Below are 22,938 nucleotides of genomic sequence, written 5' to 3'. Positions count from 1 at the left end.
ACGGAGAACACACATGAACAGCAAGACCCGCACGGCCCTGACCGCCGGCGTCCTCGCCGTCGCCCTCGGCCTCGGCGCCACCGCCCAGGCGGCCTCCGCCGGCACCCCGCGCAGCGTCAGCGGCAAGCCGTCCGACAACATCACCCGCATCGCCGACTTCTACGGCGCCTACATCGACGCGGTGACCGACGAGGACAGCGGCAACCTGGGGGCCGCACTGCGCAGCCACTACCTCACCGCCGGCTTCCAGAAGGAACTGAACGCCTGGGAGAAGAAGGAGCACGCCGACGGCGTCCTGCGTGCCCAGAACGTCCCGCTGGCCTGGAAGGTCACCGACAGCGGCACCGCCGGCTACACGGAGGCCGTCGTCACCCTCACCTGGAGCAAGAACAGCACCACCAGGCTCGTTGTCGACATGACCCGCGACAGCCGCAAGATCTTCCACATCGGAGAGAAGGGCATCGGCGGGAAGTAAGGGAGGCAGCGGCCCCTACGCCGGCCGCAGCCACACCGTGAGGATCTGGAACGGCCGCAGCTCGAAGCCCAAGCCACTTTTGGTGCAGCGGCCGTTCCGTCAGGTCCGTCACCTCGGCCCGGCCTACCGGGAATCCCGAGTGGTGCGCGAGGGTCTGGGCCGTCGGTCGGTCAGGGCGAGGTGTGCACCTGCCCGTCGCGGACGCTACATGAGGGCCGGCCCCGGTATTGGGGCCAGCCCTCACGCGAGGGTGCTTCGGGGCGGTCAGTGCCGACCGGTGTTCTTGAGTGACTCCTTGGTGTCGCGGGCGTTGCCCGCGGCCTCGGCCGCGTGCCCCTTGGCGATCAGCTTCTCGTTGCCCGTGGCGCGTCCGACTGCCTGGGCGGCCTTGCCGACGGCCTGCTCGGCCTCGGCCCGGGCCTTCTCGCTGGCGGCCATGCTGCTCAGCCTCCTCGGTTGGCTGTATCAGGTGCTGGCTGTGCGCATGGCCCCTCACGACGCTGGTAAACCCACGGCCAGAGCAACGCATTGAGTGATCGGCCATGCGTGACTGCGGTGCATGAGAAGACAGAGAGGGGGAATCGGGCACGGGCGCGCCTGCCCTTCATCCCGTGGAAATAACACACATTTTGTGCGCTTGTAGGGGTGAAGTAAGGGCATCCGGTGGCCAGGAGGTTGATAACGATGGTTCCCCTGCTTCTGGTTCTTCTGCTGGCTCTGATCCTCTTCGGCGCGGGCTTCGCGCTGAAGGCACTGTGGTGGATCGCGGTGATCGTGCTGGTTGTGTGGCTACTCGGTTTCGTCGTCCGCTCCGCGGACGGTACGGGCCGCAAGGGTCGCTGGTATCGCTGGTAGACCCGGGCCCTCGATGTGAGGAGCGCTGCTGCTGACGGAGGTTGACGTGGGCCCGGCTGGGAACGGCCGGGCCCCACTTCATGGGCGAGGGCACATCCCGCCGTCTGGCCGCAGCTGCATGAGGTCCTGCTGGCGGAGCTGCGGGCCGCGGGTCTGCTGGACATGGACGACGGCGTGCACGTCCGGGCGCTCAAAGGCTCACGCCGGACCTTCGCCGGTCGACCGGGCTCGGCGCGGCAGTAAGCACCACTTGATCGTCGACCGGCATGGCACTCCGCTGGTCGTCTCGCTGACCAGCGGGAATCGTCACGATGTCGCGCAGCTGATGCCCCTGCTGGACGCGTTACCCCGCATCCGTGGGGTTCGCGGCAGGCCACGTCATCGACCAGGCCGGCTGTTCGCCGACCGCGGCTACGACTACGACAAGTACCGTCGGCTTCTTCCGGGCCCGCGGCATCACACCGAAGTTCGCCCGGAAGGCACCGCAACCGGGCTCGCCACGATGACGAGACGGTTGCCGCCGACGGCCGATCGGCGCGCCACTTCCGCACCGATCCCCGACGACGCCCCGACGATCAGGACCGTCTTCCCGGTGATCCCCGCCATCGTGCTCTCTCCCTCGCTCGTCGGTCGACAACTGTGGCCACAGTCTCCGTCAAGGCCCGAGTCGTACTGCCCAAGTCAGAGGAGGAAGGGCAGGTTCACGATCAGTGCGATGTAGGCAATGCATACGATCACGCCGAGCGTGGTGAACAGACCGATATGGGTGTGCCGCCACGGCGGGCGTATCCCGGGAAAATGCTTCCTCAGCAGTGGCCACTTCAGGGATCCGTGGTCTTGAAAGGGCAGACGCAGATGCTGCCACAGCTCCCTGAGTCCATGAGCGTCCCAAAGCCGCGGGTCGAGCAGCAGAGGCCGACCGGTCTTCGACGTGACGACGATCCGGCTGTCGGGCGCGCCGCCCATCGGTGTCCTGACCGTGTGCAGCCCAGTGAGAGAGGACACCGGGACCTGCAGGACCTTGTGGTTCCAGCGGTTCCGTACCGTCAGGACGCCATCCTCCAGGAGGATCCCGGCATTGGCCCAGCGCAGGGCGCACAGGGCCCCGAGCCAGAGCAGCGGGAAGACGACCGCCAGGATCCCGATGACCAGACCTGTCGTCCCCGACCCGGCCGACGTGCCGCGCCCCCTGTCCATCATCAGGCCCATGCGCAACGCCCCGATGGCGATGAGCGGCGAGCCCTTGACCAGCAGGGACTTGAGTGTCCCGTTGTCGGGCCTGACCGAGACCCAGGGCAGGTCCGCGTCCTTAGCCGTGTCGGGGAGCGGTGCGTCGCCCGGCGGCCGAGTCGTCATACGCCTGTTCTCCTTCTACGTCTCGCCGTACGCCCCTGTGCGACAGGCGACCGAGAACGGTCGAAGTGGCGAAGGACGATGTTCCCCGAGGTCGGGACCTGCGACATCGGGGAAACTACGTAAGTTCTTCACGCGACCGACGCGTGCTCACGCCCGGGCTCGTACGGGGCTGACGGTCTTTTGGCTCGTCTGCGGCACCTGTGTGTCAGTGCCTGACCTTAAGGTTGGCAGTGAGGACAGAGATCTACGGACCGGGGCGGGCAGGTTCCCGGTGGGGGGCGCGGGGCGTGGCACAACTGGTCTGCAGAATCTCGGAGCTCGCGCGGATCGACGCCGTGCTCGCCGATCTCGGGCAGACCGGCGTCGCCCGGGTCGTCGATGTCTCCGGTGAACCCGGCATCGGGAAGAGCCGGTTCCTCGCAGAAGTCTGCGCCCGGGCCCGGCAGGCCGGATACACGGTGCTGCGCGGCAGGGGCACAGAGTACGAACAACACGTTCCCTACCAGGCGTTCACCGATGCGTTCGCCGACGCCGCTCCCGGCACTCCGGTCACAGGCCCTGCTCCGGCAGCGGTGCTGCATGGAGTCCGGCACGCGCCCGAGGGCGCTCCCGACTCAGGCGCCACCGCCCGGTTCGCGCTGCACCGTACGATCTCCGCGCTGCTCAGCCGACTGGCACAGCCCGGTCTCGTCCTGGCCATCGACGACCTGCACTGGGCGGATCCGGCGTCCCGGGAACTCGTGGACCATCTCATCCGGCATCCTGCGCACGGCAGGGTCCTGCTGGTCCTCACACGCCGGACACGGCAGACACCGACGTCCCTGACCGCGGCTCTGGCGCGCGGGGCCGACAGCGGCGCCGTGCTCCACGTCGGTCTGGGGCCGCTCCCCGAGCAGGAGTCCATCCGCACGCTGGCCCACGACCTGCCTCCCGAGTACGCCAGGGAGTTGTACGCCGCGAGCGAGGGCAACCCCCTCTATCTCCTCTCGCTGGTGCACGCGTACCGCAACGGAGCGCCGCTGCGCGGTATCACCGCCCATCACCACAGCACCGATGCTCTGGGCGTGCCGGGCGGACTCGCGGCGCTCCTGCTCGACGAGCTGACCTCACTGACCGCGGCACAGCGCCGAGTCGTCGAAGCGGTGGCGGCCCTCGGCGACCATGCCACGACCGCCATGCTGACCGTGGTGACCGATTCCCCGGTCCAGGAGGTGGAGGAGCAGACCCGCGCCCTGTCGATACGGGACGTGCTGCGCCTGGGCCCGGGCGGGCGCTGGGCGCTGCGCCACCCGATGGTGCGGGCACTGGTCTACGAGAACGCCTCGCCCGCCTGGCGCGCCGAGGTCCATCGCCGCGCCGCGCGGGAACTGGCCCAAAGCGGAGCCCCGGCCACTGAGCGGGCCCACCACGTGGAACGGTCGCTCACCGGCTGGGATCCGCAGGCCGCGGCCGTGCTGAGCGAGGCCGCCGCACAGTTCGCCTCCACCGCGCCGGCCACCGCGGCCCACCTGCTTGACGTCGTCCTGAACAGAATGCCCGACACACCCGGCAACGCTCGGCGGCGCGGCGAACTCGTTCTGGCGCGCGCCCGTGCCCTCGGCGTCAGCGGGAACCTCCGGGAGAGCCGGGACCTGCTGCACACCCTGATCGACACCTCCGGCAAGGACCACCCCGAGCTGCGGACCGAGGCCATCGCCCAGTGCGCCGTGATGGAACGGCACCTCGGACACTCCCCCGAGGCCACCGCACTGCTGCGCCGGGAGCTGTCCCGCACTCCGGGCCCGCCCGCCGGCCAGGCGGTCTCCCTGCGGCTGGCCCTGGGCATGTCCGCCCTGCTGACCGCGTCCTACCCCGAGGTGCGCGTCGATGTCGTGCAGGCCGTCGCCGTCGCACGCGCCCACGACGACCCGACGGGCGAAGCGGCGGCCCTGGCGCTGGCGGCCCTGGGAGAGGCATACGAGGGCGAGACGGAAGCGGCCGCCCAGTTCGCCGACGCGGCCGGCGAACTCGCGGACGCGCTGACCGACCCCGACCTCACGGATGTGTGCGAGTCGCTGGTCTGGCTGGCCTGGGCGGAAGCGCTGCTGGACCGCTGCGCCGACGCCGAACGGCATATCGACCGAGGCCTGGACATCGCCCGCCGCAGCGGACAACTCCACGTCCTGCCGCACCTGCTGACCAGCAGGGCCTTCGTCTGCCTCCACACCTGCCGGCTGCCGTCCGCGCTGGAGTCGGCCGAGGAAGCGGAGTCCATCGCCCGGGCCGTGGGCAGCAGTGACCTGCTGGCGTTCACCCTCGCCATCAAGACGCTGGTGCTCCTCCTGTCCCGTCCTCTGGGAGACGGCAGTGCCCTGGCCACCGGCGAGGAAGCCGTCGCGGCAGCCGGTGGCAGCAGGGGCTGGTGGTCCGCCCTGGCGTGGTGCATGCTCGGCCACGCCACCTACGTGAACGGCGATCCGTATCGCGCCCAGGAGGCGATCACGACCGCGGGCGGCGGCCGTGAACTGCCCCTGCTGCAACCGTCGATCCGCCCGGGGCAGCTCGACACCCTCGTAGGCGCCGCGCTTGCTTCAGGCGACCTCGACCGGGCCACGCGCTGGGCCGCACAGGCCGCCCGCGAGGCGCACCGGCTGGGCCTCGGCGGGCAACGCGCGGCCGCATTCCGCGCCGAGGCCGCGCTGGCCGAGCACCGCGGGGAGATCGACAAGGCCGTACGTCTCCTGGACGCGGCCACGGAGGAATACGCCCACTGCGGCCTGGCCCTGTGGGAGGCGTACTCCTTGCTGCGTGCCGCTCCGTTGGTCCAGCGCACCGGGCAAGGACCGCGCGCGGCCGCGATGTGGCACCGCGCCCACCGGATCGCCGTCCGCGGTGACGCTCGCCTGCTGGTGGACCTGGCCGAGCTGATCCGCCCACAGGTCATGGCGGACGCGCCGGCGATGCCGGAGGAACTGGCTGCCCTGACGACACGTGAACTGGAGGTGGCGGGGATGGTGGCGGAGGGCCTGAGCAACCAGGACATCGCCTCCCGGCTCCACCTCAGCCGACGCACGGTCGAGACCCATCTGTCCTCGATCTACCGCAAGGTGTCCGTGCCGTCCCGCTCGGCCCTGGCGAGCCTCATGACGCGCGTCGGGCTGGGGGCCGGATCGTGAGCGGGACGGTGATCCGGCCATCGAAGGCCGCAGTTCGTCAAGTGCCGCCTCGTAGCGGAATACGTGCCCAGTTACGTGTTTTCCCTGAGGCCACGTCCGGCACGGCCGTCTACGTTCGGGGAGTCGTACGACGCGAGCCGTGACGAGGGGACTGAGTGAAGGACAACACCAGAGGCGTGCGGGGGAGTTGGGTGACCCTGCTGGTGGCGGGGAGTCTGCTGGCCGGCTGTGCGGGCGGTTCCGGCGGCTCGGCCAAGGAGGCTGACGACGGGCGTTCCCGGAAGACCGGGTCGACCGTACACAGCGCCTCGCCCACCGCCGAAGCCACGCCTTCGGGCGGCTCCAGCGCCGTCTCCGTCTCCCCACCCGACACCGCGCTCGTGCCCAGAACGTCGAAGGACGCGCGCACACTGGTCGACTCCGTCGTACTCGGCCCCGGCGACTGGGGTCGGGGCTTCGTCGCCCAGAGCCCGGCCAAGAGCACTCCGGGCACCTGGGCCGTGCTGGACGGCGGCTGCCGCTGGCAGCGGCAGAGACTCCCCCATGGGGTACTGGCCAGCGTCTCCCGGTACGGCCGACGGCCCGGCGAGGGAGGCAAGGGCACCGTCAAGGTGACGGCCGTGGCCACCGCGCACACCTCCGTCCTCGGCGCCGACGAACAGCTGAGCACCACCCTCGAGGAAGTTCTGCGCTGCCCGGAGCAGCAGCCACGGACCGACGACCGGATCACAGGCCTGATGTCCCTCGGCACTCCCTTCGGCGCCCGCGAGCAGCAGTACGCCGACGACTCGGTGTTCGAAGCCGGTGAGTACGTGGAGAAGGGCGGCGGCACCCAGCCGTACCGGTGGATGGTCGCCCGCCTCGGCACTGTCGTCGTGGCCGTCTCCGTGACGGGCGCGCAGGGGTACACCCAGGCGGAACTCAATCAACTGGGCACCGACGCCCTGGCACAGATGCTGGTGCGTATCCAGCAGCGGTCGAAAGGGAAGTGATGGAACCGCTCCGTACGTCCGACCCGGCCAAGCTGGCGGACTACCGGCTGCTCGGGCGGCTCGGCGCGGGCGGCATGGGTGTGGTCTACCTGGCCCGCTCGGCCGGCGGATCCCTGGTCGCGCTGAAGGTGATCCAGGCCGAGTACGCCGAGGACGCCGACTTCCGGGAACGGTTCAGGCGCGAGGCGGAAACGGCCCGCCGGATGACGAGCCCGTGGGTGGCATCCCTCGTGGACGCGGACCCCGAGGCGGCGACCCCCTGGCTCGCGACCGTCTTCGTGCCGGGGCCCTCGCTCGGTGAGGCCGTCGCCGCGCATGGGCCGTTGCCCGCGCAGAGCCTGAGGGTACTGGGGGCCCGGCTCGCTCAGGCGCTGCGGGACCTGCACGCCGTCGGCCTTGTGCACCGGGACGTCAAGCCGGGGAATGTGCTGCTGGCGCTCGACGGACCACGGCTGATCGACTTCGGCGTGGCCCGCGATCCGGAGGACACCGCGCTCACGTCGACCGGCGTCGTGGTCGGCACACCCGGCTTCCTGTCCCCGGAACAGGCGCAGGGCGGGCGGGATTTGGCACCGGCAGGCGACATCTTCTCGCTGGGCTGTGTACTGGCCTACGCGGCCACCGGCCGCCCTCCGTTCGGTACCGGCACACTCGACGCACTGCTGTTCCGGGCGGTGCACGACGCGCCGGATCTGGAAGGTGTTCCGCGGGAGGTCGCCGAGGTGGTGGGCGGCTGCCTGGAGAAGGACCCGCGCCTACGGCCCACGGCGAAGGAGCTGTCGGAGGCCCTCACGGCGACCGCCGCCGAGCCTGACTCGGCCGCCTCCGCCACCACGCCTCCCGACCCCCGGGAGGCCCTATGGGTGCGTCCGCAATCCCCGGACGAGCCACAGGCGAACCGTCCGATACCTGACGGCGAAGCCGACCAGGCGCCACAGGACCAAGTCTCCAGCGACGAAGCCGCCTGGTTGCCGGAGCCGTTGATCCGGCTGATCGCCGAACGATCGGCGGCCGGCCTCGCGTTGCCCGGCATCGACGACACCGAGATCGACCCCGCGGCAAGCGGCCCCGACGCGCCGGCTCCGGCCCCGCCGCAGAGTCGCGCCGTCGGCAGACGCCGTCTCCTCCTGCTGGCCGGTGGCGCGACGGCCGTCACGGCCGGGGGCGGCCTGGCCGCCTGGCTGGCGCTGTCCGGTGACGGCGAGGACAAGGGCCTTGGTTCCGGCCCTGCCCCGACGACCGCCCGGCCCGTGCACACCATCGGGCTGCACGCCGATCTGACGGGTGACCAGAAGGCGGTCGGCCAGGCTCAGGAGAGGGGACTGCGGCTCGCGGTCGAGGAGTTCAACGCCCGTCGGGACAGGTCTTTCACGCTCGCCGTGAAGACCGTGGACGACGGCGGCGATCCGGCCGGGGCGCCCGTCGCGGCCAAGCGACTGGTCGCCGACCGTTCCGTCCTGGCCGTGATCGGTCCCACCACCGATGCCACCGCCCAGGCCGCACTCGCCACGTACGACGCCGCGTTGCTGCCCGTCATCGCGGTGTCGCCCGGAGCCACCGTGCTGACGGTGATGGGCAGCCGGTCATTGCTCCACGCCCGCCCGACGGACACGGTTCTGCCGTTCTATCTCGACGCGTATCTGCGCGGCACCGCGAAGTCGCGCACGATCGGGATCATCGACGACCGGGCGGCTGACGCGTACGCCTGGGAGATCAGCAGCACGCTCAGCCGGATCCTGCTCAAGGAGAGACAGCCGTCCGTGCCGAAGGTAGTGAGCGCGTTGCGGACCGACTTCGAGCCGGCCCTCGACGCCCTCCGCGACGGCGGCGCGGACTCCCTGGTCTTCACCGGCTACCACGACCGGGCCGCCCTGCTGGCCCGCGAGCTGAAGAACCGTGACTTCCCGGGGGCGCGGACCGCCGCCCAGGGGGTGCTGGACACCCGGTTCCTGTCCGCTGCCGGGGATGCGGCCGAGGGCTGGGTGATCGTCGCTCCCGTGATGGACGCCTCCGTGGCTCCCCAGGCCAAGGCGTTCGCGGCCGCGTACCACCACCGTTTCGGTGCCGCACCGGAGCGGTACGCCGTCGAGGCGTACGACGTGGCGCGCCTGGCCGCGCAGACGTTGGGCAGTCTGCCCGCCAGGGGCGCCACCCGCGGGAACCTGACGACGGCGCTCCGCTCGGCCACGTACAAGGGGATCACGAAGAACTTCGCCTTCCACAAGGACACCGGGGCCCTGGTCATCGACGGCACCGGCGTCTACCTGTGGAAGGTCACCGGCGGCCGGTTCATGTACGAGGGCGTGGCGCCGTACCGGGTGTCCACCTGATGGGGCGCTGATGGAGTCGTTGCGCGGCGCCGACCCGACCCGCATCGGGGGCTACCGGCTGCTGCGCCGACTGGGCGCGGGCGGCATGGGCGTGGTGTATCTGGCACGCTCCACCTCAGGCTCGCTCGCCGCGGTGAAGGTCATCCGCGCCGCGTACGCGGACGACGCGGGCTTCCGTGCCCGTTTTCGCCGTGAGGTGGAGACAGCGGGCCGGGTGGCCAGTCCCTGGGTGGTACCGCTGCTCGCGGCGGATCCGGACGCGGAGTCGCCATGGCTCGCCACGGCGTTCGTGCCGGGCCCCTCGTTGGCGGAGGCGGTGGAGGAGTGCGGGCCGCTGCCGCACGGCTCGCTCCGGTTGCTGGGAGCCCGCCTCGCCGAGGCGCTGGACGCCGTGCACGAAACGGGCCTGGTACATCGGGACGTCAAGCCCGGCAATGTGCTGCTCGCGGTCGACGGTCCGCGGATGATCGACTTCGGTATCGCCCGAGCCCCGGAGGACACCGCGCTCACGGCCAGCGGGATGGTGGTCGGCTCCCCCGGGTTCCTCTCCCCCGAACAGGCCCAGGGAAGGGGCAGGGAGATCGGGCCGGCCAGTGACGTCTTCTCACTGGGCTGTCTGCTGGCGTTCGCCGTGACGGGCGAACGCCCCTTCGGCCGTGGTTCCGCGGCCCAGGTGCTGGTGCGTACGGTCCACGAGGAGCCCGACTTGGCCGGCGTTCCGGTCGGGTTGCGCCCGCTGCTGCGGGACTGTCTGGCGAAGGACCCCGGATCCCGCCCCACCGTGGCCGAGGTGCTCCGTACCCTGGCCGAGGTGCAGCCGCACGGCCGGGACCCCGGCGGTGAGGGCGGGGGCTGGTTGCCGGAGTCCCTCACCCGTCTGATCGCGCGCCGTTCGACCGCCGTCCTCGCGCTGCCGGCCGTCGAGGCGACCGAGGTGGCCGGAGGGACAGCGGTCGCCGGAGTCACCGAGGCACCCGGTGCGGAGGGGCCGCCGAAGGGCTCCACACGACGCCGCTTCCTGGTGCTGGGCTCGGCCGCCGGGGTCCTCGCGGCAGGCGGTACGGCGGCCTGGTGGACCGCGGATGGCCCTGGGCGCGCAGCGGCACAGGCGACCCGTACACGGCTTCCGCACCTGGTCATCGCCCTGCACGCCGATCTGACCGGAAGCCATCGGACGACGGGCCTCGCCCAGCAGAACGGCGTCCGGCTCGCCGTCGAACACCTGAACTCTCTCGTCGGCCGCGGCTTCGATCTGGCACTCCAGGTCCACGACGACGCTGGCAGTCCGACCCGGGCGGAGCGGGTCGCGCGGCAACTCGCGGCCGACGACCGGGTGCGCGCGGTGATCGGGCCGACCACCGACGCCTGCGCGCGGGCCGCCCTCGACCGGTACCAGAAGGCACTGCTCCCCATGGTCTCCGTATCGGTCGGACTGGACGACGTCCCCGCCGCCACCTACCGGGTCTACGCGGCCACCCGCCCCACCGACGGCACCCTGTCGGCACCGATCGTCGCGTACCTCGTGCGCACCGCCCGGGCACGCAGGACGGTGCTGATCGACGACGCGGCCGAGGGCGACTTCAGCTGGGAGATCTGCACGAGCATCAGCGAGGCCGTGCGACCCGGGCAGGGCACCACGACACGACGCGTACTCGCCGCCGAGGACGACACCCCCGGCGACTTCCGCACCCTCGCCGAGCAGCTAACCGAATCCCGAGCGGACGCGGTGGTGTTCGCCGGAGGATATGCGCGTGCCGCGAAGCTGGCCCGTGCGCTGCGATCCGCCGACTACTCCGGTACCCGGCTGGCCACCCAGCGCGCCCTCGACCCCCGCTTCCTCGCATCGGCGGGCGACGCCGCCGAGGGATGGGTCTTCTCCGCCACCTTCCTCGATCCGACCCGTGTGACGGCCGCGAAGTCCTTCGTCACCGCCTACCGCACACTCTTCGACGGCGCCGTCCCGCCCTGGTACTCCGCCGAGGCCTATGACGCGACGCTCTTCGTGGCCCGCGCCGCGACGACGCTGGGCGCGTCCCGCGCGGAACGTGGTGCGCTCGTGAACCGGCTGCGCGACACCGACTACCGGGGGATCACCAAGCGGCTGCATTACACCGAGTCGAGCACCCGCTACAACACGGACGGGCTGTATCTCTTCCGGGCGTCCGGTGGCCGCTTCCGCTGTCTCGGCCAGTACCAGGACGCCACGGCCTGAACAGCCGCCCGGCCGCCTACGCGGAGTGCCCATGAGTCCAGGGCTGCCCGCGGCGTACGGCCAGCTGACGACCATCACGCCGGCCCGTCGGCCGCGCCAGGACACCGTCTACATCGTCGACGGCACCCTGGTGCCCACGCGGCACCACAGCGTCGCCGCGTCCAGCAAGAACTACTGGTATCCGACCGACCCTCAGGTCGCCATCGACGCCAACAGCCGCCTGATCGTGGCGATCGGCATCCCACTGCCCGGCAGCCGCAACGACTGCCTGGCCTTCACGCAGTCCGGCGTCGACCAGGCCTGCCGTGAGCCCCGGTCATCGCCGACGGCGGTTACCCCCGCCCGCCGCTGTATGCTCCCCACCCAGCTGCGGCCTACGCCGAGACGTCTCTACGCACAAGGGGGCACCATGCTGCAGGTCCAGGACTGGTTACTTGTTGGACTCGGCGGGGTTTTCGTGATCTTCGGCCTTGCCCTCCGCTTGACGTCCCGCGGCAAGGCGGAGCTGGCAAAAACGGCTTCCAAACACCGTTTCGGCGGTCCCATCCGGTGGATGTACCCACTGTTCAGTGGGCTCTGTCTACTGTTCGGTCAGCTTCCGCGACTTCTCGGCGCGCCTTACGTGGCGCTCGGAGTCTTCGACGCCATGGGCCTTTCGCTGGCGATCGCCCTGGTCGTCCTCATGATTCGGCAGCTGCGACTCAGGGTGAGGTGACGGCACTGGGATCAGGCGTGAAGTAACCTGCGCTGCCTGGGATTACTGGACGTGGAAAGCGGTGCACCTGTTCTTCACCCGCTGGCGGAAGCAAGGGCTGACCCACGAGTTGCCCGACCGGCTCCGCGCGATCCGTGAAGCAGAGGGCCGGGATGCGGAGTCAACGCCGGGGGTGATCGACTCGCGCTCCGCGAAGGACACTTCGACGGTCGAGGCCGCGATCAGAGGAATGAGTTCGACCTCGACCTGTGCGGCGGCAGAGCGGGAAGACGTTGCTATCGCCCCCGGCGTCGCCGCCGGTGGTCACCGCGCGGGTGTGGCCGTCGGGCAGGCCCTCCCAGTGACCGTCCTCGCCATCACAGCGAGCGAGGGACGCTTACCGGTAAAGGCTCAGTGCGGTGAGGCTGGTCAACAGGGTGCGCAGCGAACACTCCATTCCGACGACGAGCGGGGGGGCGTGCCATCCTGTCAACTCCTTCAGAGCATCTCCAGGGGCGTGGGCCCGCTGGGCGGCGGGAAGGCCTCGTCGAGGGCGTCGAGCGCCTCGGTAGGAAGGTGGAGGTCCGCCGCGTCGCGGTTCTCCCCAACGTGGTGGGGTGATCCGGAACGCGGGATCGCGGCCACCCCCTGTTCCAGCACCCAGGCGAGTGCCACCTGGGTCGGCGTGGCTCCGAGGGCCCGGGCCACGGCGCCCAGAGCCTCGACCTTCAGCAGTCGCCCCTGCTCGATCGGGGAGTAGGCCATGACCGTCACCCCGGCCTCGCGGCACCAGGGGAGCAGATCCCACTCGATGCCGCGCCGGGAGAGGTTGTACAGAACCTGGTCGACGGCCACGGCGTCGCCGCCGGGGAGGGTGGTCAGTTGGACCATGTCGGCGACGTCCAGATTGCTCACGCCCCAGTAACGGATCTTCTCCGCCTCCATCAGGTCGGTGAATCCCGCAAGGGTCTCCTCGAGCGGCCACCGTCCCCGCCAGTGCAGCAGGTAGAGGTCCAGCCGTTCCGCACGGAGCCGCCGCAGGCTGCCCTCGCAGGCGGCGACGGTGCCTTTCCGGTCGGCGTGGCCGGGCAGCACCTTGCTGACAAGGAAGACCTCCTCCCGGCGTCCCTGGAGGGCCTCCCCGACGAGCTCCTCGGCTGCGCCGTCGCCGTACATCTCCGCCGTGTCGACGACGGTCATGCCCAGGTCCACGCCCAGCCGCAGCGCGGCGATCTCCTGTTCCCGCCGGGCCGGGTCCTCGCCCAGGTACCAGGTGCCCTGCCCGAGTGCCGCGATCTCCTCACCGGAGGGGAGTGCGATCGTTCTGGCCGATTCCACAGACATCTCGTACCTCCCGTCTGCCGCGGATCCGTGTCACGCGCACCCGCACCGAGTGCCCGGGTCCGCGCCTCCCAGGCAACCGGTGTCGCATGCGCCGCCGGGGGGTCAGGAGGGACGAGCGGACTGCGCCGAGAGCGCGCCGGGACCGGGTGCGCGGTCGCGCAACGCGACGGCGACCGACACAACGGCGCCGCAGGAGAGGACCGCCGCGAAGCCGATCATCGCGGTCTGCACGGCGAAGTGCCGCAGGGCGATGCTGAACAGGACGGAGGGCAGGCCCATTCCGAGGTACGCGACGACGAAGAACACGGCGAGGACCCCCGCGCGTGAGGCGGGCTCGGCCACTGAACCGGCACGTTCGACGCCTCCCTTGAACAGCAGCCCGGAGCCGGCTCCCGACAGGGACACGGCGACCAGGTAGAGCCAGAGCGCCGGGTGGTACAGGGCGACGGCGCACAGGACCAGACCGACCGGGAAGACCACTGCCCCCACGGTCAGGACCCGGGGCAGTGGGAGGCGTCCCAGCACCAGCTGGGCGGCCGCCGCGGAACCGAACATGAGGAAGGCCGCCAGGCCGACCACGAGGTGCGAGTCGGTGTGCAGGGTGCCGTGGAGCACGCTCGCCCCGAGGGAGGAGATCAGGCCGAGGATCGCGAAGGCGAAGGCGCCCAGCGCGCCGGCCGCGCCGAACGTCCGCCGGCCGCCGGGGCGCAGGACGAACCTGCTGGGTGGTTCGGCCGCGGGCAGCTCCAGGTCCACGGTCTCCGGGGTGCACAGCACCAGCACCAGGCACAGTGCCATGGCGAGCGTGAAGATCGCCTGGGTGGTGATCAGGGGCGTGGGAAGCCACTCGGCGGCGGCTCCGGCGACCAGGGGCCCTGAGGCCAGGCCGCCGAGGTTGGCGGCGGTCGCCACGATGCCGGGCAGCATCGAACCCGTCCGTTCCGGACGGGCCTCGTGGTGGAGGTCGTGCAGGTACGTCGTCGCGGTCGAGGCCATCAGCCCCAGTGCGACACCGTTCAGGATCCTGCCCGCGATCAGCCCCGGCAGGTCCCGCCACACCATCAGTACGACCGAGGCGACGATGCCGACCAGCAGCGCCGGGACGATGACGCGCCGCCGGCCGAGCCGGTCCGACAGGTGTCCCAGTCCGAGGAAGGCGGCCGCTGCGCCCACGACCATCGAGGCGTACGCCACCGTGACCGTGGTCGCGCCGAAGTGGTCCCGGGCCTCGTACAGCGGCCACAGCGGGGTCGGCGCGGTGCCGAAGGCCATCAGCACGGTGAAGGCCACCGCCACGAACCAGAAGCCGGTCGCGTGCGAGGCACGGCGCCGGGCGGGGGCGCGGGGCGGCAGGTCGGCGGGAGCGGGTGCTGGGATCCGGTGGGTCGGGTCGCCGGGAGCGTCGGCTGTGGGACGGCTCAGCGGCGTCGGAACGGCAGGCAGGGGTACCCCTCCTCGGGCGGAAATGGATGACGCTTTCCATCCTCCTCACCAGCCAGGATCAATGCCAACGAATGTTTTTGCTGGGCTCGAGCAATGCGAGTGATACTTCTCGTGTGGAGCTACGTCAGCTGGAGCAGTTCATCGCGGTCGCCGAGGAGCTGAGTTTCACGCGTGCCGCCCGTCGGCTGCACGTGGTCCAGTCCGGGGTGTCCGCCGCGATCCGCTCCCTGGAGCGCGAGCTCGGCTGCGAGCTGTTCGAGCGCACGTCGCAGCACGTCCGGCTCACCGGGGCGGGCGCGGCGCTGCTGCCGGAGGCTCGGGCCACCCTGCACGCCGCCCAGGCGGCGCAGGACGCCGTGCGAGCCGCACAGGACACGCTGCGCGGCACGGTGAACGTGGGCGCCATGGCCTCGGTCGAGGTGGTGGATCTGCCTGCGCTCCTCGGGCAGCTGCACGCGCGGCATCCGGCGATCGACGTCCGGCTGCGGCTGGCGACGACCGGCTCGGCGGGACTGGCGCACGCGCTGCTCAGCGGGGACCTGGACGTGGCCTTCCTGTCGCTGCCCGAGCACAAGCCCGCCGGGATCGACGCACGGGAGCTGGCCACCGTGCCGCTCGTCCTGGTGGTGAGCGGCGCGCATCCGCTGGCGCAGCGGGGGGAGGTGGCACTTGCGGACCTCGCGGGGGAGCCCTTCGTGGACTTCCCGCCGGGCTACGGCAACCGCGAGGTGGTCGACCGGGCGTTCGCGGCGGCGGGCGTCGTACGCCGGGTGGCACTGGAAGTGCCCGACATCGACATGGGGGCGGCACTGGTCCGGCACGGTCTGGGCATCGCCTTCCTGCCCGCGTTCGCCGTTGCCCGCACCCCCGGCCTGCACGTCCTGGACGTCCACGGCACCATGCTCCGCTGGAGCATGCATCTCGGCACGTCGTCGACCCGGCGGCCCAGCTCGGCCCTGCGGGCGCTGCTCGACCTGGTCGACCTCCACGTCATCGCCCTGTGACGCCCGGGCCGCGGCCCGGGCGTCACTCGTCGGTGGTGTCCGGCCCCCCGCGTCCGCCTCGCTCCGGCCGCGACATCTGCCGCAGCATCCGCTGACGCTCACGCTGCCGTCGTCCATAGGCGGCGTCGGACACCTTCTCGTCCCCTTCGAGGCCGGTGCCGAAGGCCCCGCCGATCATCGCGATGGCGGTGATGAACCAGGCCAGGAAGAGGTAGTCGCCGACGCCGACCTGCCGTCCGATGAACTTGCCGAGGACGGACGCGTCCAGCAGCAGGAAGGAGACGGCGACCAGAGTCGCGAACAGGGCCGTGCCCAGCACCGCCACCGCGAGCGCGATGGTGACCAGGGTGACCAGGTTGTAGGGGTACAGGGGGTGGTGCCGTGCGGGGAGGTGGGCGCCGCGTTCCCAGAGCTGGTGGTCGACGATGATCCACAGGGTGAGCGCGACGGCGGACACAGCGGTGATGACGGCATGCTGCACGGCGCCGAGTTCGGTGGCGAGGTTCCAGGCGGCGCTGTTGATGAACAGGACCGTAGCCGTGGCGAACACGCCCGCCAGGGCCCGGGAGAGGGAGCCGAACAGCCGCCAGGGGCGGTTGGCGTACACCATGCCGGCGACGAGTCGGGTGTGGCCGCGCAGGCCGGGCACGACGTAACGCTGGGGCTGTTCGGAGCCGGGACGGGTGTCCGGTACCGGTTCGCGCGGCGGGCGGCCGATCACCTCCGGGTGCCTGGGCGTCTCCTCGTGCGCGACCAGTTCTCGGACGACATCCACGACGGCCTGCCGCACCCGGCGCCGAAGGCGGCGGACCCCAAGGGCGGGAAGGGAGATGAGCGCGGCCCGGAGCGCGGTGTCGACCTCGACGCTGATCGGGTAGAGCCGGGCCCGCCGCGGAAGGTCGGTGAGAAAGATCGCCACGTCCCATTCGGCACCGTCCAGGTGGCTGCTGACGGCCTCGGCGATGTCGGAGACGTCGGCCTGCTCGCTCGCGCTGAGCGGAGCGGTCATCGTGTCGACCTGCCATCTGACCCGAGCACGGACTGCCCGGCGGAGATGGTCGGGCAACCGGGGGGCGAGAGCCCGGGCGATCTCCGACGGCAGGCCGGGGTCGGCCACCAGCACGACGCGCACGGTTCTGCCGGAGGACGTCTCGGGCACGTCAGCCGTCATGACCACACCTTCGTGTGCGCCTCACGCCATGGCGGCCGCGAGGGACCAGCGGTCCGCGGGTGCCACCCACCGTGCCGTCCGTCCCCGGCGCACACGCAGCGTCCGCGCCGCTGCCGCCGTGGCGCGGTCGGCGTGCCGAAGGATCCGGGGTCACCCGGCGGATTCGAGGGCCTGGGAGAAGTCCGTTCCGAGCTGCGACATCAGGTCGTTGAACTCCTTCTCGCTGATCGCCTCCCGGAGCACGGCCAGTACGGTCCGCACACCCCGGTCGGCTTCCTCCTCCTTGAGCATGGTGCGTTCGGCCACGCGCCGCACGCTGTCGTAGTGGCCGAAGCGCTCGATGCGGTCCGTGGTTCCCCGGCGCACCGCCTCCGCGAGGCCCTCGGGGAGTTCGGTGATCAGGTCCCTGGCCTCCCCCGGGCTCAGCCGGTGGGCCAGCGTCTCGAGCGTGGCCCAGGTCAGGTCCGCCGCCTCCTGCTGGCTCAGTCCGGTGCGCTCGGCGACGGTACGGAGGAACTCCTTCTCATCCATGCGTCGTACCCCTTCGCTGCTGTGTTGCGACGAACGGCGCGGCCCCCCTGCAAGCCTGCCACGCCGACCCGGCCCGCGCACGGACGGCGGTGACCACGACCACCCACAGCTTGACGACTCCGTGCACCGTGGTGTGCGGGGCCTCGCCGGCCAGGATGGTGTTGAAGACGTTGAATCCGGCGTATTACACATAGGCGAAGAGCCACACCATGAGGGCGCCGACGTAGCCGAACTGGGGGCCGCGACTGGGATCATCTGGGGCAGCCCCGGCTGCGAGCCCCTGGGCCGAGTGGAAGGCCATGAAGAAGGTGCCGATCACGGAACTCGCCACGATGGCGAACACCGGGATTGCCTGGGAACACCTGCCACAGGAGCTCGGCTTCGGCTCTGGCATGGCCTGCTGGCGCCGCCTCGCCGAGTGGACCGAGGCTGGCGTCTGGCCCCGGCTGCACGAGGTCCTCCTCGCCGAGCTTCGCAGCGTGAACGTCCTGGACTTCTCCCGGGCGGCCGTCGACGGCTCCCATGTCCGCGCGATAAAGGGGCTCCAGGGCCGGACGAAGCCCCATTGACCGGGGCAGGACGGGCAGCAAGCACCACCTGATCACCGACGCCACCGGCATCCCGCTCGCCGCCACTCTGACCGGCGGCAACCGCAACGACGTCACTCAGCTGATCCCACTGCTTCAAGCCGTGCCGCCGGTGCGGGGCAAGCGCGGCCGGCCCCGGCGCCGCCCGGACGTGGTGCTGGCCGGCCGCGGCTACGACCACGACAAGTACCGCCGCCTGGTCTGGGACCTCGGTGTGAAGCCGTTGATAGCCCGCCGCGGCACCGAGCACGGCTCCGGCCTGGGCCCCCAACGGTGGGTCGTGGAGCGCGCGTTTGCCCATTCCGATAGGAGTTCTTGAAGCAAGGCGCCCACCCGGCAGCCACGAGGTGTCGCGGTCCCGGCGCTCGAACGCCTCCAGGAACAACCGCTCCTTCGGAACGCCCCGCCCTTAACAAGGGATCGCGGACACTCCTGGCTGTCACTGTCTCGCCCACAGGTTCGGGAACGCGGCGGACCGGCCGGAGCGCCGGTCCCGGTACGGCTCGGACATGAGCGATGCCGAGTGGGCGTCGGTGCGGGATCTGCTGCCGGTTCCGGGATGGCTGGCGGGTCGGGGCGGTCGGCCGGAGGGGTACTGCCACCGGCAGATGATCGACGCTGTTCGCTACCTCGTCGACAACGGATCAAATGGCGGACGATGCAGGACGCGTCCCTTCTATCCCCATTCCCGTTCCGGGCGACCGGCCGCCGCTGGGTGCGCAGCGGTACCGAGCCCGCGACCGCACGCAGCGTCCTCGGCTTGCGGCTGGCGCTGTCCGCCGTCTTTCTGCCGCTCTTCGCCGCTGCCACCGCGGCCTTCGCTCTCTGGGCCGTTCACCAGGGGCCCGGTGACAGTCCGGGCAGCGGCGCCTCGTGGTGGTGGCAGCGCGGAGGCGTCGACGTGAGTGTGCCGACCGCGCCGTAGGTCTGCGGCGGCGAGCCAACGGCGACCCGTCGGATTGATCAGGTTCCAGCGCGCCCCGCTCCGCCTGGTTTGCCAGTGCCGCCGGGGGGTTACCTCGGCAGTGACCGCGCGCCGCTCCCACGTGGCGCGACACTGTTCCAGAAGATGCGGGAGCATGCCTGTGCCTGCAGTCACCGCAGCCCTCGGGTCCTGGCCCGTTCTGGTTTCCGCAGGGGCCGCCACCCAGGGGGACCTGCCCGCCGCCCGCGCTCAGATGGGTTTCTCTCTGGCGTGGCACATCGTCGTCGCCTGCCTGGGTGTCGGGCTGCCGGCCCTCACCCTTCTCGCGGAGTGGCTGGGTGTCCGCCGTAACGACCCCGCACTGAAGTTGCTCGCGCGGCGCTGGGCACGCGCGATGGGTCTGCTGTTCGCTGTGGGTGCGGTGTCCGGCACCATTCTCAGCTTCGAGATGGGATTGCTCTGGCCCGGCTTGATGGGCAGGTTCGGGCAGGTCATCGGGCTGCCCTTCGCACTGGAAGGCATCGCCTTCTTCATCGAGGCGATCTTCCTCGGCATCTACCTCTACGCCTGGGACCGGCTTTCGCCGCGCAGGCATCTGCTCACCGGTATTCCCATCGTGGTCGCTGGCACCGCCTCAGCGTTCTTCGTCGTGTGCGCGAACGCCTGGATGAACCAGCCCCGTGGCTTCACCCTGCGCGGCGGCAAGGTCGTGCGCGTCGACCCCTGGGCGGCGATGCTCAATCCGGCGAGTCCGCCGCAGACCGTGCACATGATCCTCGCGGCCTTCATGGTGGCCTCGTTCCTGACCGCGTCCGTGTACGCGGTCGCCCTGCTGCGGGGGCGCCGTGACGCCTACCACCGGGCAGGCTTCGCCATCCCCTTCACCGTCGGCGCGGTGGCGACGCCCTTCCAGATCGTGGTGGGCGACTGGGCCGCCCGCTTCCTGTCCGACTACCAGCCGGTCAAGCTCGCCGCCATCGAGGGCGTCTACCGCACCGGCTCGCACATTCCCCTGACCATCGGCGGCGTCGCGGGCGAGAAAGGCCTGAAGTACGGCCTGCGGGTGCCCGACGGGCTCTCTCTGCTGGTCGGATACCGGACGGACACGGTGGTCAAGGGACTGGATCAGGTGCCCCGCAGCCAGTGGCCGGCGGTCACCGGGGTGCACTGGGCCTTCGACCTCATGGTCGCCATCGGCTTCTTCCTCCTCGCGCTCGGCGTCTGGCTGCTCCTCGCCTGGTGGCGCACCCGGCGCAGCGGTGGCGGCCTGCTCGACCGGCGCGGCATCCGGCTGCTGCTCGCCCTGGCCGCGCTCGCCGGTCCGGCGTCCGTGGTGGCACTGGAGAGCGGTTGGAGCGTCACCGAGCTGGGCCGGCAGCCGTGGATCGTGTACGGGGTGATGAGTGTGCGGGACGCGGTGAACCCGGCGCCCGGACTGATGACCGGCCTGTGGCTGGTCCTCGTGGTGTACGCGGCGATGACCGTGGCGACGGTGTACGTACTGCGCCGCCTCGTCCGCGGGACGGCCGTCCCGGTCGCGCCCCAGGAGGCGGACGTGCGGGACTATCCCGTGGTCTGATCCGCCCCCGTCCCCACCCCCGCCTTCTGCGATGCGCTTGGAGGTCTTGTGCTCATCGATACCGCCCTGGCTGTCCTGTGGGTCGGACTGACCTGTTATGCCCTGTTCGCGGGTGCCGACTTCGGCGCTGGGGTCTGGGACCTGCTCGCTGGGAGCGCCAGCCGGGGCGCGCGGCAGCGGCGGGTCATCGAGCACGTCATCGGTCCGATCTGGGAGGCGAACCACGTCTGGCTCATCTTCGTAATCGTGATGCTGTGGGCCTGCTTCTCACCAGTCTTCGCGGCCGTGATGTCCACGCTCTACGTGCCGCTGACTCTCGCGGCGTTGGGCATCATCGCCCGTGGCGCCGCTTTCGCCTTCCGCAAGGCCAGCACCGAGCTGTGGCAGCAGCGGCTGTTCGGCGCGTTTTTCGCCGTCTCCTCGTTGGTCACGCCGTTCTTCCTGGGTGCCGTCGCGGGTGGGGTGGCGTCCGGGCGAGTGCCGGCCGGGTTGGCCGAGGGGAATGTGCTGACTAGCTGGCTCAACCCGACGTCGGTGCTGGGCGGCGTCCTTGCGGTCCTGACCTGCGCACATCTGGCCGCTGTCTATCTGTGCGCGGACACGGCCCGCGAGAACGATGCGGAGCTGGCCCAAAGCTTTGCCCGGCGGGCCGTCGTCACCGGTGTCGCGAGCGGAGTCGTCGCGCTGGCCGGTACGGCGGTGCTGCATGCCGACGCTCCGGAACTGTTCCACGGCCTCACGCACCGGGCGCTGCCCTTGGTGGTGCTCAGCGCGGTCAGCGGTGTGACGGGCCTCGGACTGCTGATGACGCGCCACTACCTCGCGGCGCGTGCGGCGGCCGCGCTGGCGGTCGCCGCGATCCTGTGGTCCTGGGGCGCCGCCCAGTACCCGGCCATGCTCGTAGGGAGCCTCACGGTCACCCAGGCAGCCTCCCAGCCGGCTGTGCTCTCCGCTTGCCTGATCTCCTTGGCCTGCGGGGCCGTCCTGCTGGTCCCGGCCCTCTGGCTGCTCTACGGCACCTTCCAGCGCGCGGACACCTCAGAGCCCGGCCACCGGCCCGCGCGATGAGCGGCCAGGCCTCCACCTGTCCGCACGGCAGCGGCGCGCAGACCGTCTGTGCACTGCTGGGGTGAAAGCCCTCCGCGGAGGGCCCGCAGCAGACAGCCGCCCCGGGACCGGCTGTCGTAGGGACGACTCGCGTCCTTCGGCTTCTGCCGCCCATCGAGTGCGGCGGACCAACGCGCGCCCAGCCGGCTCGGCGCAGTGGTCGGCCAGCAGCTCCCGGCAGCGGGGCGGTGGCCACCGCCCCGCTGCCGGAGGTGTCAGTCTTTGCTCATGGCTTTGCGCACGGCGTCTTTCGTGCGGTCCATGACGGCGGCCAGGGGGCCCTGGGCCATGTTCGCGGCCCGGGACTCCACTCCTGGGTGGGGGCGGGTCGGGGCCACGGCCTCGGCCGCCTTGACGCCCCTGGCCAGAGCCTGGACACCCTGCTGAACCTCGACGGCGGAGTGCGCCCGGAGATGGTGGCGACCGACAACGCCTCGTACTCCGACGTGGCCTTCGGCCTGTACAAGATGCTCGGCTTCCGCTTCGTCCCACGCTTCCGCGACCTGGCCGACCAGCGGTTCTCGCGGGCCGACCTGCCCGACGGCGAGGAGCCGGCCGACGGATATGGGCGGCTGGAGGACGTGGCGTGCAACAAGGTCAACCTGAAGAAGATCGCCACGCACTGGCCGGACATGCTCCGGGTGGCCGGGTCGCTCATCACCAACCAGGTCGGGGCCTACGACCTGCTGCGGATGTTCGGCCGCGAAGGGCACCCGACCCCGCTGGGGGCCGCGTTCGCCGAGTACGGGCGCATCGACAAGACCATGCACCTGCTCGCCCTGGTCGACCCGGTCGATGACACCTGCCGGCGCCTGATGAACCGGCAGCTCACCGTGCAGGAATCCCGCCACCGACGCGTCCGCGCGATCTGCCACGGCGGCCGCGGCCAGATCCGACAGGCGTACCGCGAAGGCCAGGAAGACCAGCTCGCCGCTCTCGGCCTGGTCCTCAACGCCGTGGTCCTGTGGAACACCCGCTACCTGGACGCCGCCGTTGCCCGGCTCCGTGCCGAGGGTCACGACATCAAGGACGAAGACGTCGCCCGGATCTCCCCGTTCAAGGACCTGCACATCAACTTCCTGGGCCGCTACCTGTTCAACATCAAAGCCAGCGGCCCCGGCCAGGGCCCGCGCCCCTTCCGGGACCCGGACGCCGCCGAGGACGACGAGGATTGACGG

General features: G+C 71.1%; 17 protein-coding genes and 4 pseudogenes. 14 read left to right on the top strand and 7 right to left on the bottom strand.

What is annotated here, in order from left to right:
• Window positions 1-13: 13 nt before the first annotated feature.
• Window positions 14-475, top strand: a complete 462-nt coding sequence (locus tag ACWGJM_RS36555; RefSeq protein WP_453416061.1) for a hypothetical protein — start codon at window positions 14-16, stop codon at window positions 473-475.
• Window positions 476-739: 264 nt separating this feature from the next.
• Here the strand turns inward: ACWGJM_RS36555 and ACWGJM_RS36550 are convergent, their stop codons facing one another.
• Window positions 740-913: a CsbD family protein gene (locus tag ACWGJM_RS36550; RefSeq protein ID WP_453416060.1), complete on the bottom strand. Its 174-nt coding sequence runs from the start codon at window positions 911-913 to the stop codon at window positions 740-742.
• A gap of 246 nt (window positions 914-1,159) precedes the next feature.
• Here ACWGJM_RS36550 and ACWGJM_RS36545 point away from each other — a divergent pair, with 246 nt between their 5' ends.
• The gene (locus ACWGJM_RS36545) at window positions 1,160-1,330 is read left to right on the top strand and encodes a hydrophobic protein (RefSeq protein ID WP_070029835.1); all 171 of its coding nucleotides are present in this window, start codon (window positions 1,160-1,162) and stop codon (window positions 1,328-1,330) included.
• 69 nt (window positions 1,331-1,399) lie between these two features.
• Window positions 1,400-1,827: pseudogene (locus ACWGJM_RS36540) on the top strand (transposase); the annotation flags it as partial.
• Here the strand turns inward: ACWGJM_RS36540 and ACWGJM_RS36535 are convergent.
• Together ACWGJM_RS36535 and ACWGJM_RS36530 are read right to left on the bottom strand one after the other, a co-directional pair.
• The gene (locus ACWGJM_RS36535; protein ID WP_453416059.1) at window positions 1,787-1,936 is read right to left on the bottom strand and encodes a hypothetical protein; all 150 of its coding nucleotides are present in this window, start codon (window positions 1,934-1,936) and stop codon (window positions 1,787-1,789) included. The pseudogene ACWGJM_RS36540 and the gene ACWGJM_RS36535 overlap by 41 nt on opposite strands.
• Before the next feature lie 75 nt (window positions 1,937-2,011).
• Window positions 2,012-2,686 (bottom strand): hypothetical protein, encoded by a 675-nt coding sequence (locus ACWGJM_RS36530; RefSeq protein WP_453416058.1) that lies wholly within the window; start codon window positions 2,684-2,686, stop codon window positions 2,012-2,014.
• 287 nt (window positions 2,687-2,973) lie between these two features.
• On the opposite strand from ACWGJM_RS36530, the gene ACWGJM_RS36525 reads away from it, so the two are divergent.
• The 5 genes and pseudogenes from ACWGJM_RS36525 to ACWGJM_RS36505 all read left to right on the top strand — a co-directional run.
• Window positions 2,974-5,841 (top strand): ATP-binding protein, encoded by a 2,868-nt coding sequence (locus tag ACWGJM_RS36525; protein ID WP_453416057.1) that lies wholly within the window; start codon window positions 2,974-2,976, stop codon window positions 5,839-5,841.
• A 155-nt stretch (window positions 5,842-5,996) separates the two neighbouring features.
• Entirely contained in the window at window positions 5,997-6,833 is an 837-nt protein-coding gene (locus tag ACWGJM_RS36520; protein ID WP_453416056.1) for a hypothetical protein, read from the top strand.
• Window positions 6,833-9,163 (top strand): bifunctional serine/threonine-protein kinase/ABC transporter substrate-binding protein, encoded by a 2,331-nt coding sequence (locus ACWGJM_RS36515; RefSeq protein ID WP_453416055.1) that lies wholly within the window; start codon window positions 6,833-6,835, stop codon window positions 9,161-9,163. Before ACWGJM_RS36520 ends, ACWGJM_RS36515 begins: the two co-directional genes overlap by 1 nt.
• Window positions 9,164-9,173: 10 nt before the next feature.
• Entirely contained in the window at window positions 9,174-11,375 is a 2,202-nt protein-coding gene (locus ACWGJM_RS36510; RefSeq protein ID WP_453416054.1) for a bifunctional serine/threonine-protein kinase/ABC transporter substrate-binding protein, read from the top strand.
• 64 nt (window positions 11,376-11,439) lie between these two features.
• Window positions 11,440-11,738: pseudogene (locus tag ACWGJM_RS36505) on the top strand (transposase); the annotation flags it as partial.
• 829 nt (window positions 11,739-12,567) lie between these two features.
• Here ACWGJM_RS36505 and ACWGJM_RS36500 read toward each other — a convergent pair.
• Window positions 12,568-13,413: an aldo/keto reductase gene (locus tag ACWGJM_RS36500; RefSeq protein ID WP_453416053.1), complete on the bottom strand. Its 846-nt coding sequence runs from the start codon at window positions 13,411-13,413 to the stop codon at window positions 12,568-12,570.
• A gap of 102 nt (window positions 13,414-13,515) precedes the next feature.
• Window positions 13,516-14,703, bottom strand: a complete 1,188-nt coding sequence (locus ACWGJM_RS36495; RefSeq protein WP_453416052.1) for an MFS transporter — start codon at window positions 14,701-14,703, stop codon at window positions 13,516-13,518.
• Between the two features lie 266 nt (window positions 14,704-14,969).
• Between ACWGJM_RS36495 and ACWGJM_RS36490 the strand changes: the two genes are divergently transcribed.
• Complete coding sequence (locus ACWGJM_RS36490) at window positions 14,970-15,860, top strand: LysR family transcriptional regulator (protein WP_453416051.1); 891 nt, start codon at window positions 14,970-14,972, stop codon at window positions 15,858-15,860.
• A 22-nt stretch (window positions 15,861-15,882) separates the two neighbouring features.
• Here ACWGJM_RS36490 and ACWGJM_RS36485 read toward each other — a convergent pair whose 3' ends face one another.
• Together ACWGJM_RS36485 and ACWGJM_RS36480 are read right to left on the bottom strand one after the other, a co-directional pair.
• On the bottom strand, window positions 15,883-17,031 hold the full coding sequence (locus ACWGJM_RS36485) for a hypothetical protein (RefSeq protein ID WP_453416050.1): 1,149 nt from the start codon (window positions 17,029-17,031) through the stop codon (window positions 15,883-15,885).
• 150 nt (window positions 17,032-17,181) lie between these two features.
• Window positions 17,182-17,562 (bottom strand): DUF2267 domain-containing protein, encoded by a 381-nt coding sequence (locus ACWGJM_RS36480; protein ID WP_453416049.1) that lies wholly within the window; start codon window positions 17,560-17,562, stop codon window positions 17,182-17,184.
• A 341-nt stretch (window positions 17,563-17,903) separates the two neighbouring features.
• Here ACWGJM_RS36480 and ACWGJM_RS36475 point away from each other — a divergent pair.
• The 5 genes and pseudogenes from ACWGJM_RS36475 to ACWGJM_RS36455 all read left to right on the top strand — a co-directional run.
• Window positions 17,904-18,447 (top strand): annotated as a pseudogene (locus ACWGJM_RS36475) (IS5 family transposase); the annotation flags it as partial.
• 417 nt (window positions 18,448-18,864) lie between these two features.
• Window positions 18,865-19,074, top strand: coding sequence for a DUF6343 family protein (locus tag ACWGJM_RS36470; protein ID WP_453416048.1), 210 nt, complete (start codon window positions 18,865-18,867; stop codon window positions 19,072-19,074).
• 154 nt (window positions 19,075-19,228) lie between these two features.
• The gene (locus ACWGJM_RS36465) at window positions 19,229-20,653 is read left to right on the top strand and encodes a cytochrome ubiquinol oxidase subunit I (RefSeq protein WP_453416047.1); all 1,425 of its coding nucleotides are present in this window, start codon (window positions 19,229-19,231) and stop codon (window positions 20,651-20,653) included.
• A 48-nt stretch (window positions 20,654-20,701) separates the two neighbouring features.
• The gene (locus ACWGJM_RS36460) at window positions 20,702-21,721 is read left to right on the top strand and encodes a cytochrome d ubiquinol oxidase subunit II (RefSeq protein ID WP_453416046.1); all 1,020 of its coding nucleotides are present in this window, start codon (window positions 20,702-20,704) and stop codon (window positions 21,719-21,721) included.
• 332 nt (window positions 21,722-22,053) lie between these two features.
• Window positions 22,054-22,935, top strand: a pseudogene (locus ACWGJM_RS36455) (Tn3 family transposase); the annotation flags it as partial.
• Window positions 22,936-22,938 lie beyond the last annotated feature (3 nt).

It is taken from the genome of Streptomyces sp. NPDC054834 (genome assembly GCF_053611185.1).
The sequence above is the reverse complement of the archived record's forward strand: the minus strand, read 5'-3'. Positions and strand labels throughout refer to the sequence as shown.

Coding starts and splice junctions, on each gene's coding strand:
- ACWGJM_RS36465 (WP_453416047.1), top strand. CDS start 19,229: ATGCCTGTGCCTGCAGTCACCGCAGCCCTCGGGTCCTGGCCCGTTCTG.
- ACWGJM_RS36510 (WP_453416054.1), top strand. CDS start 9,174: ATGGAGTCGTTGCGCGGCGCCGACCCGACCCGCATCGGGGGCTACCGG.
- ACWGJM_RS36550 (WP_453416060.1), bottom strand. CDS start 913: ATGGCCGCCAGCGAGAAGGCCCGGGCCGAGGCCGAGCAGGCCGTCGGC.
- ACWGJM_RS36555 (WP_453416061.1), top strand. CDS start 14: ATGAACAGCAAGACCCGCACGGCCCTGACCGCCGGCGTCCTCGCCGTC.
- ACWGJM_RS36500 (WP_453416053.1), bottom strand. CDS start 13,413: ATGTCTGTGGAATCGGCCAGAACGATCGCACTCCCCTCCGGTGAGGAG.
- ACWGJM_RS36530 (WP_453416058.1), bottom strand. CDS start 2,686: ATGACGACTCGGCCGCCGGGCGACGCACCGCTCCCCGACACGGCTAAG.
- ACWGJM_RS36535 (WP_453416059.1), bottom strand. CDS start 1,936: ATGGCGGGGATCACCGGGAAGACGGTCCTGATCGTCGGGGCGTCGTCG.
- ACWGJM_RS36480 (WP_453416049.1), bottom strand. CDS start 17,562: ATGGATGAGAAGGAGTTCCTCCGTACCGTCGCCGAGCGCACCGGACTG.
- ACWGJM_RS36485 (WP_453416050.1), bottom strand. CDS start 17,031: ATGACGGCTGACGTGCCCGAGACGTCCTCCGGCAGAACCGTGCGCGTC.
- ACWGJM_RS36515 (WP_453416055.1), top strand. CDS start 6,833: ATGGAACCGCTCCGTACGTCCGACCCGGCCAAGCTGGCGGACTACCGG.
- ACWGJM_RS36545 (WP_070029835.1), top strand. CDS start 1,160: ATGGTTCCCCTGCTTCTGGTTCTTCTGCTGGCTCTGATCCTCTTCGGC.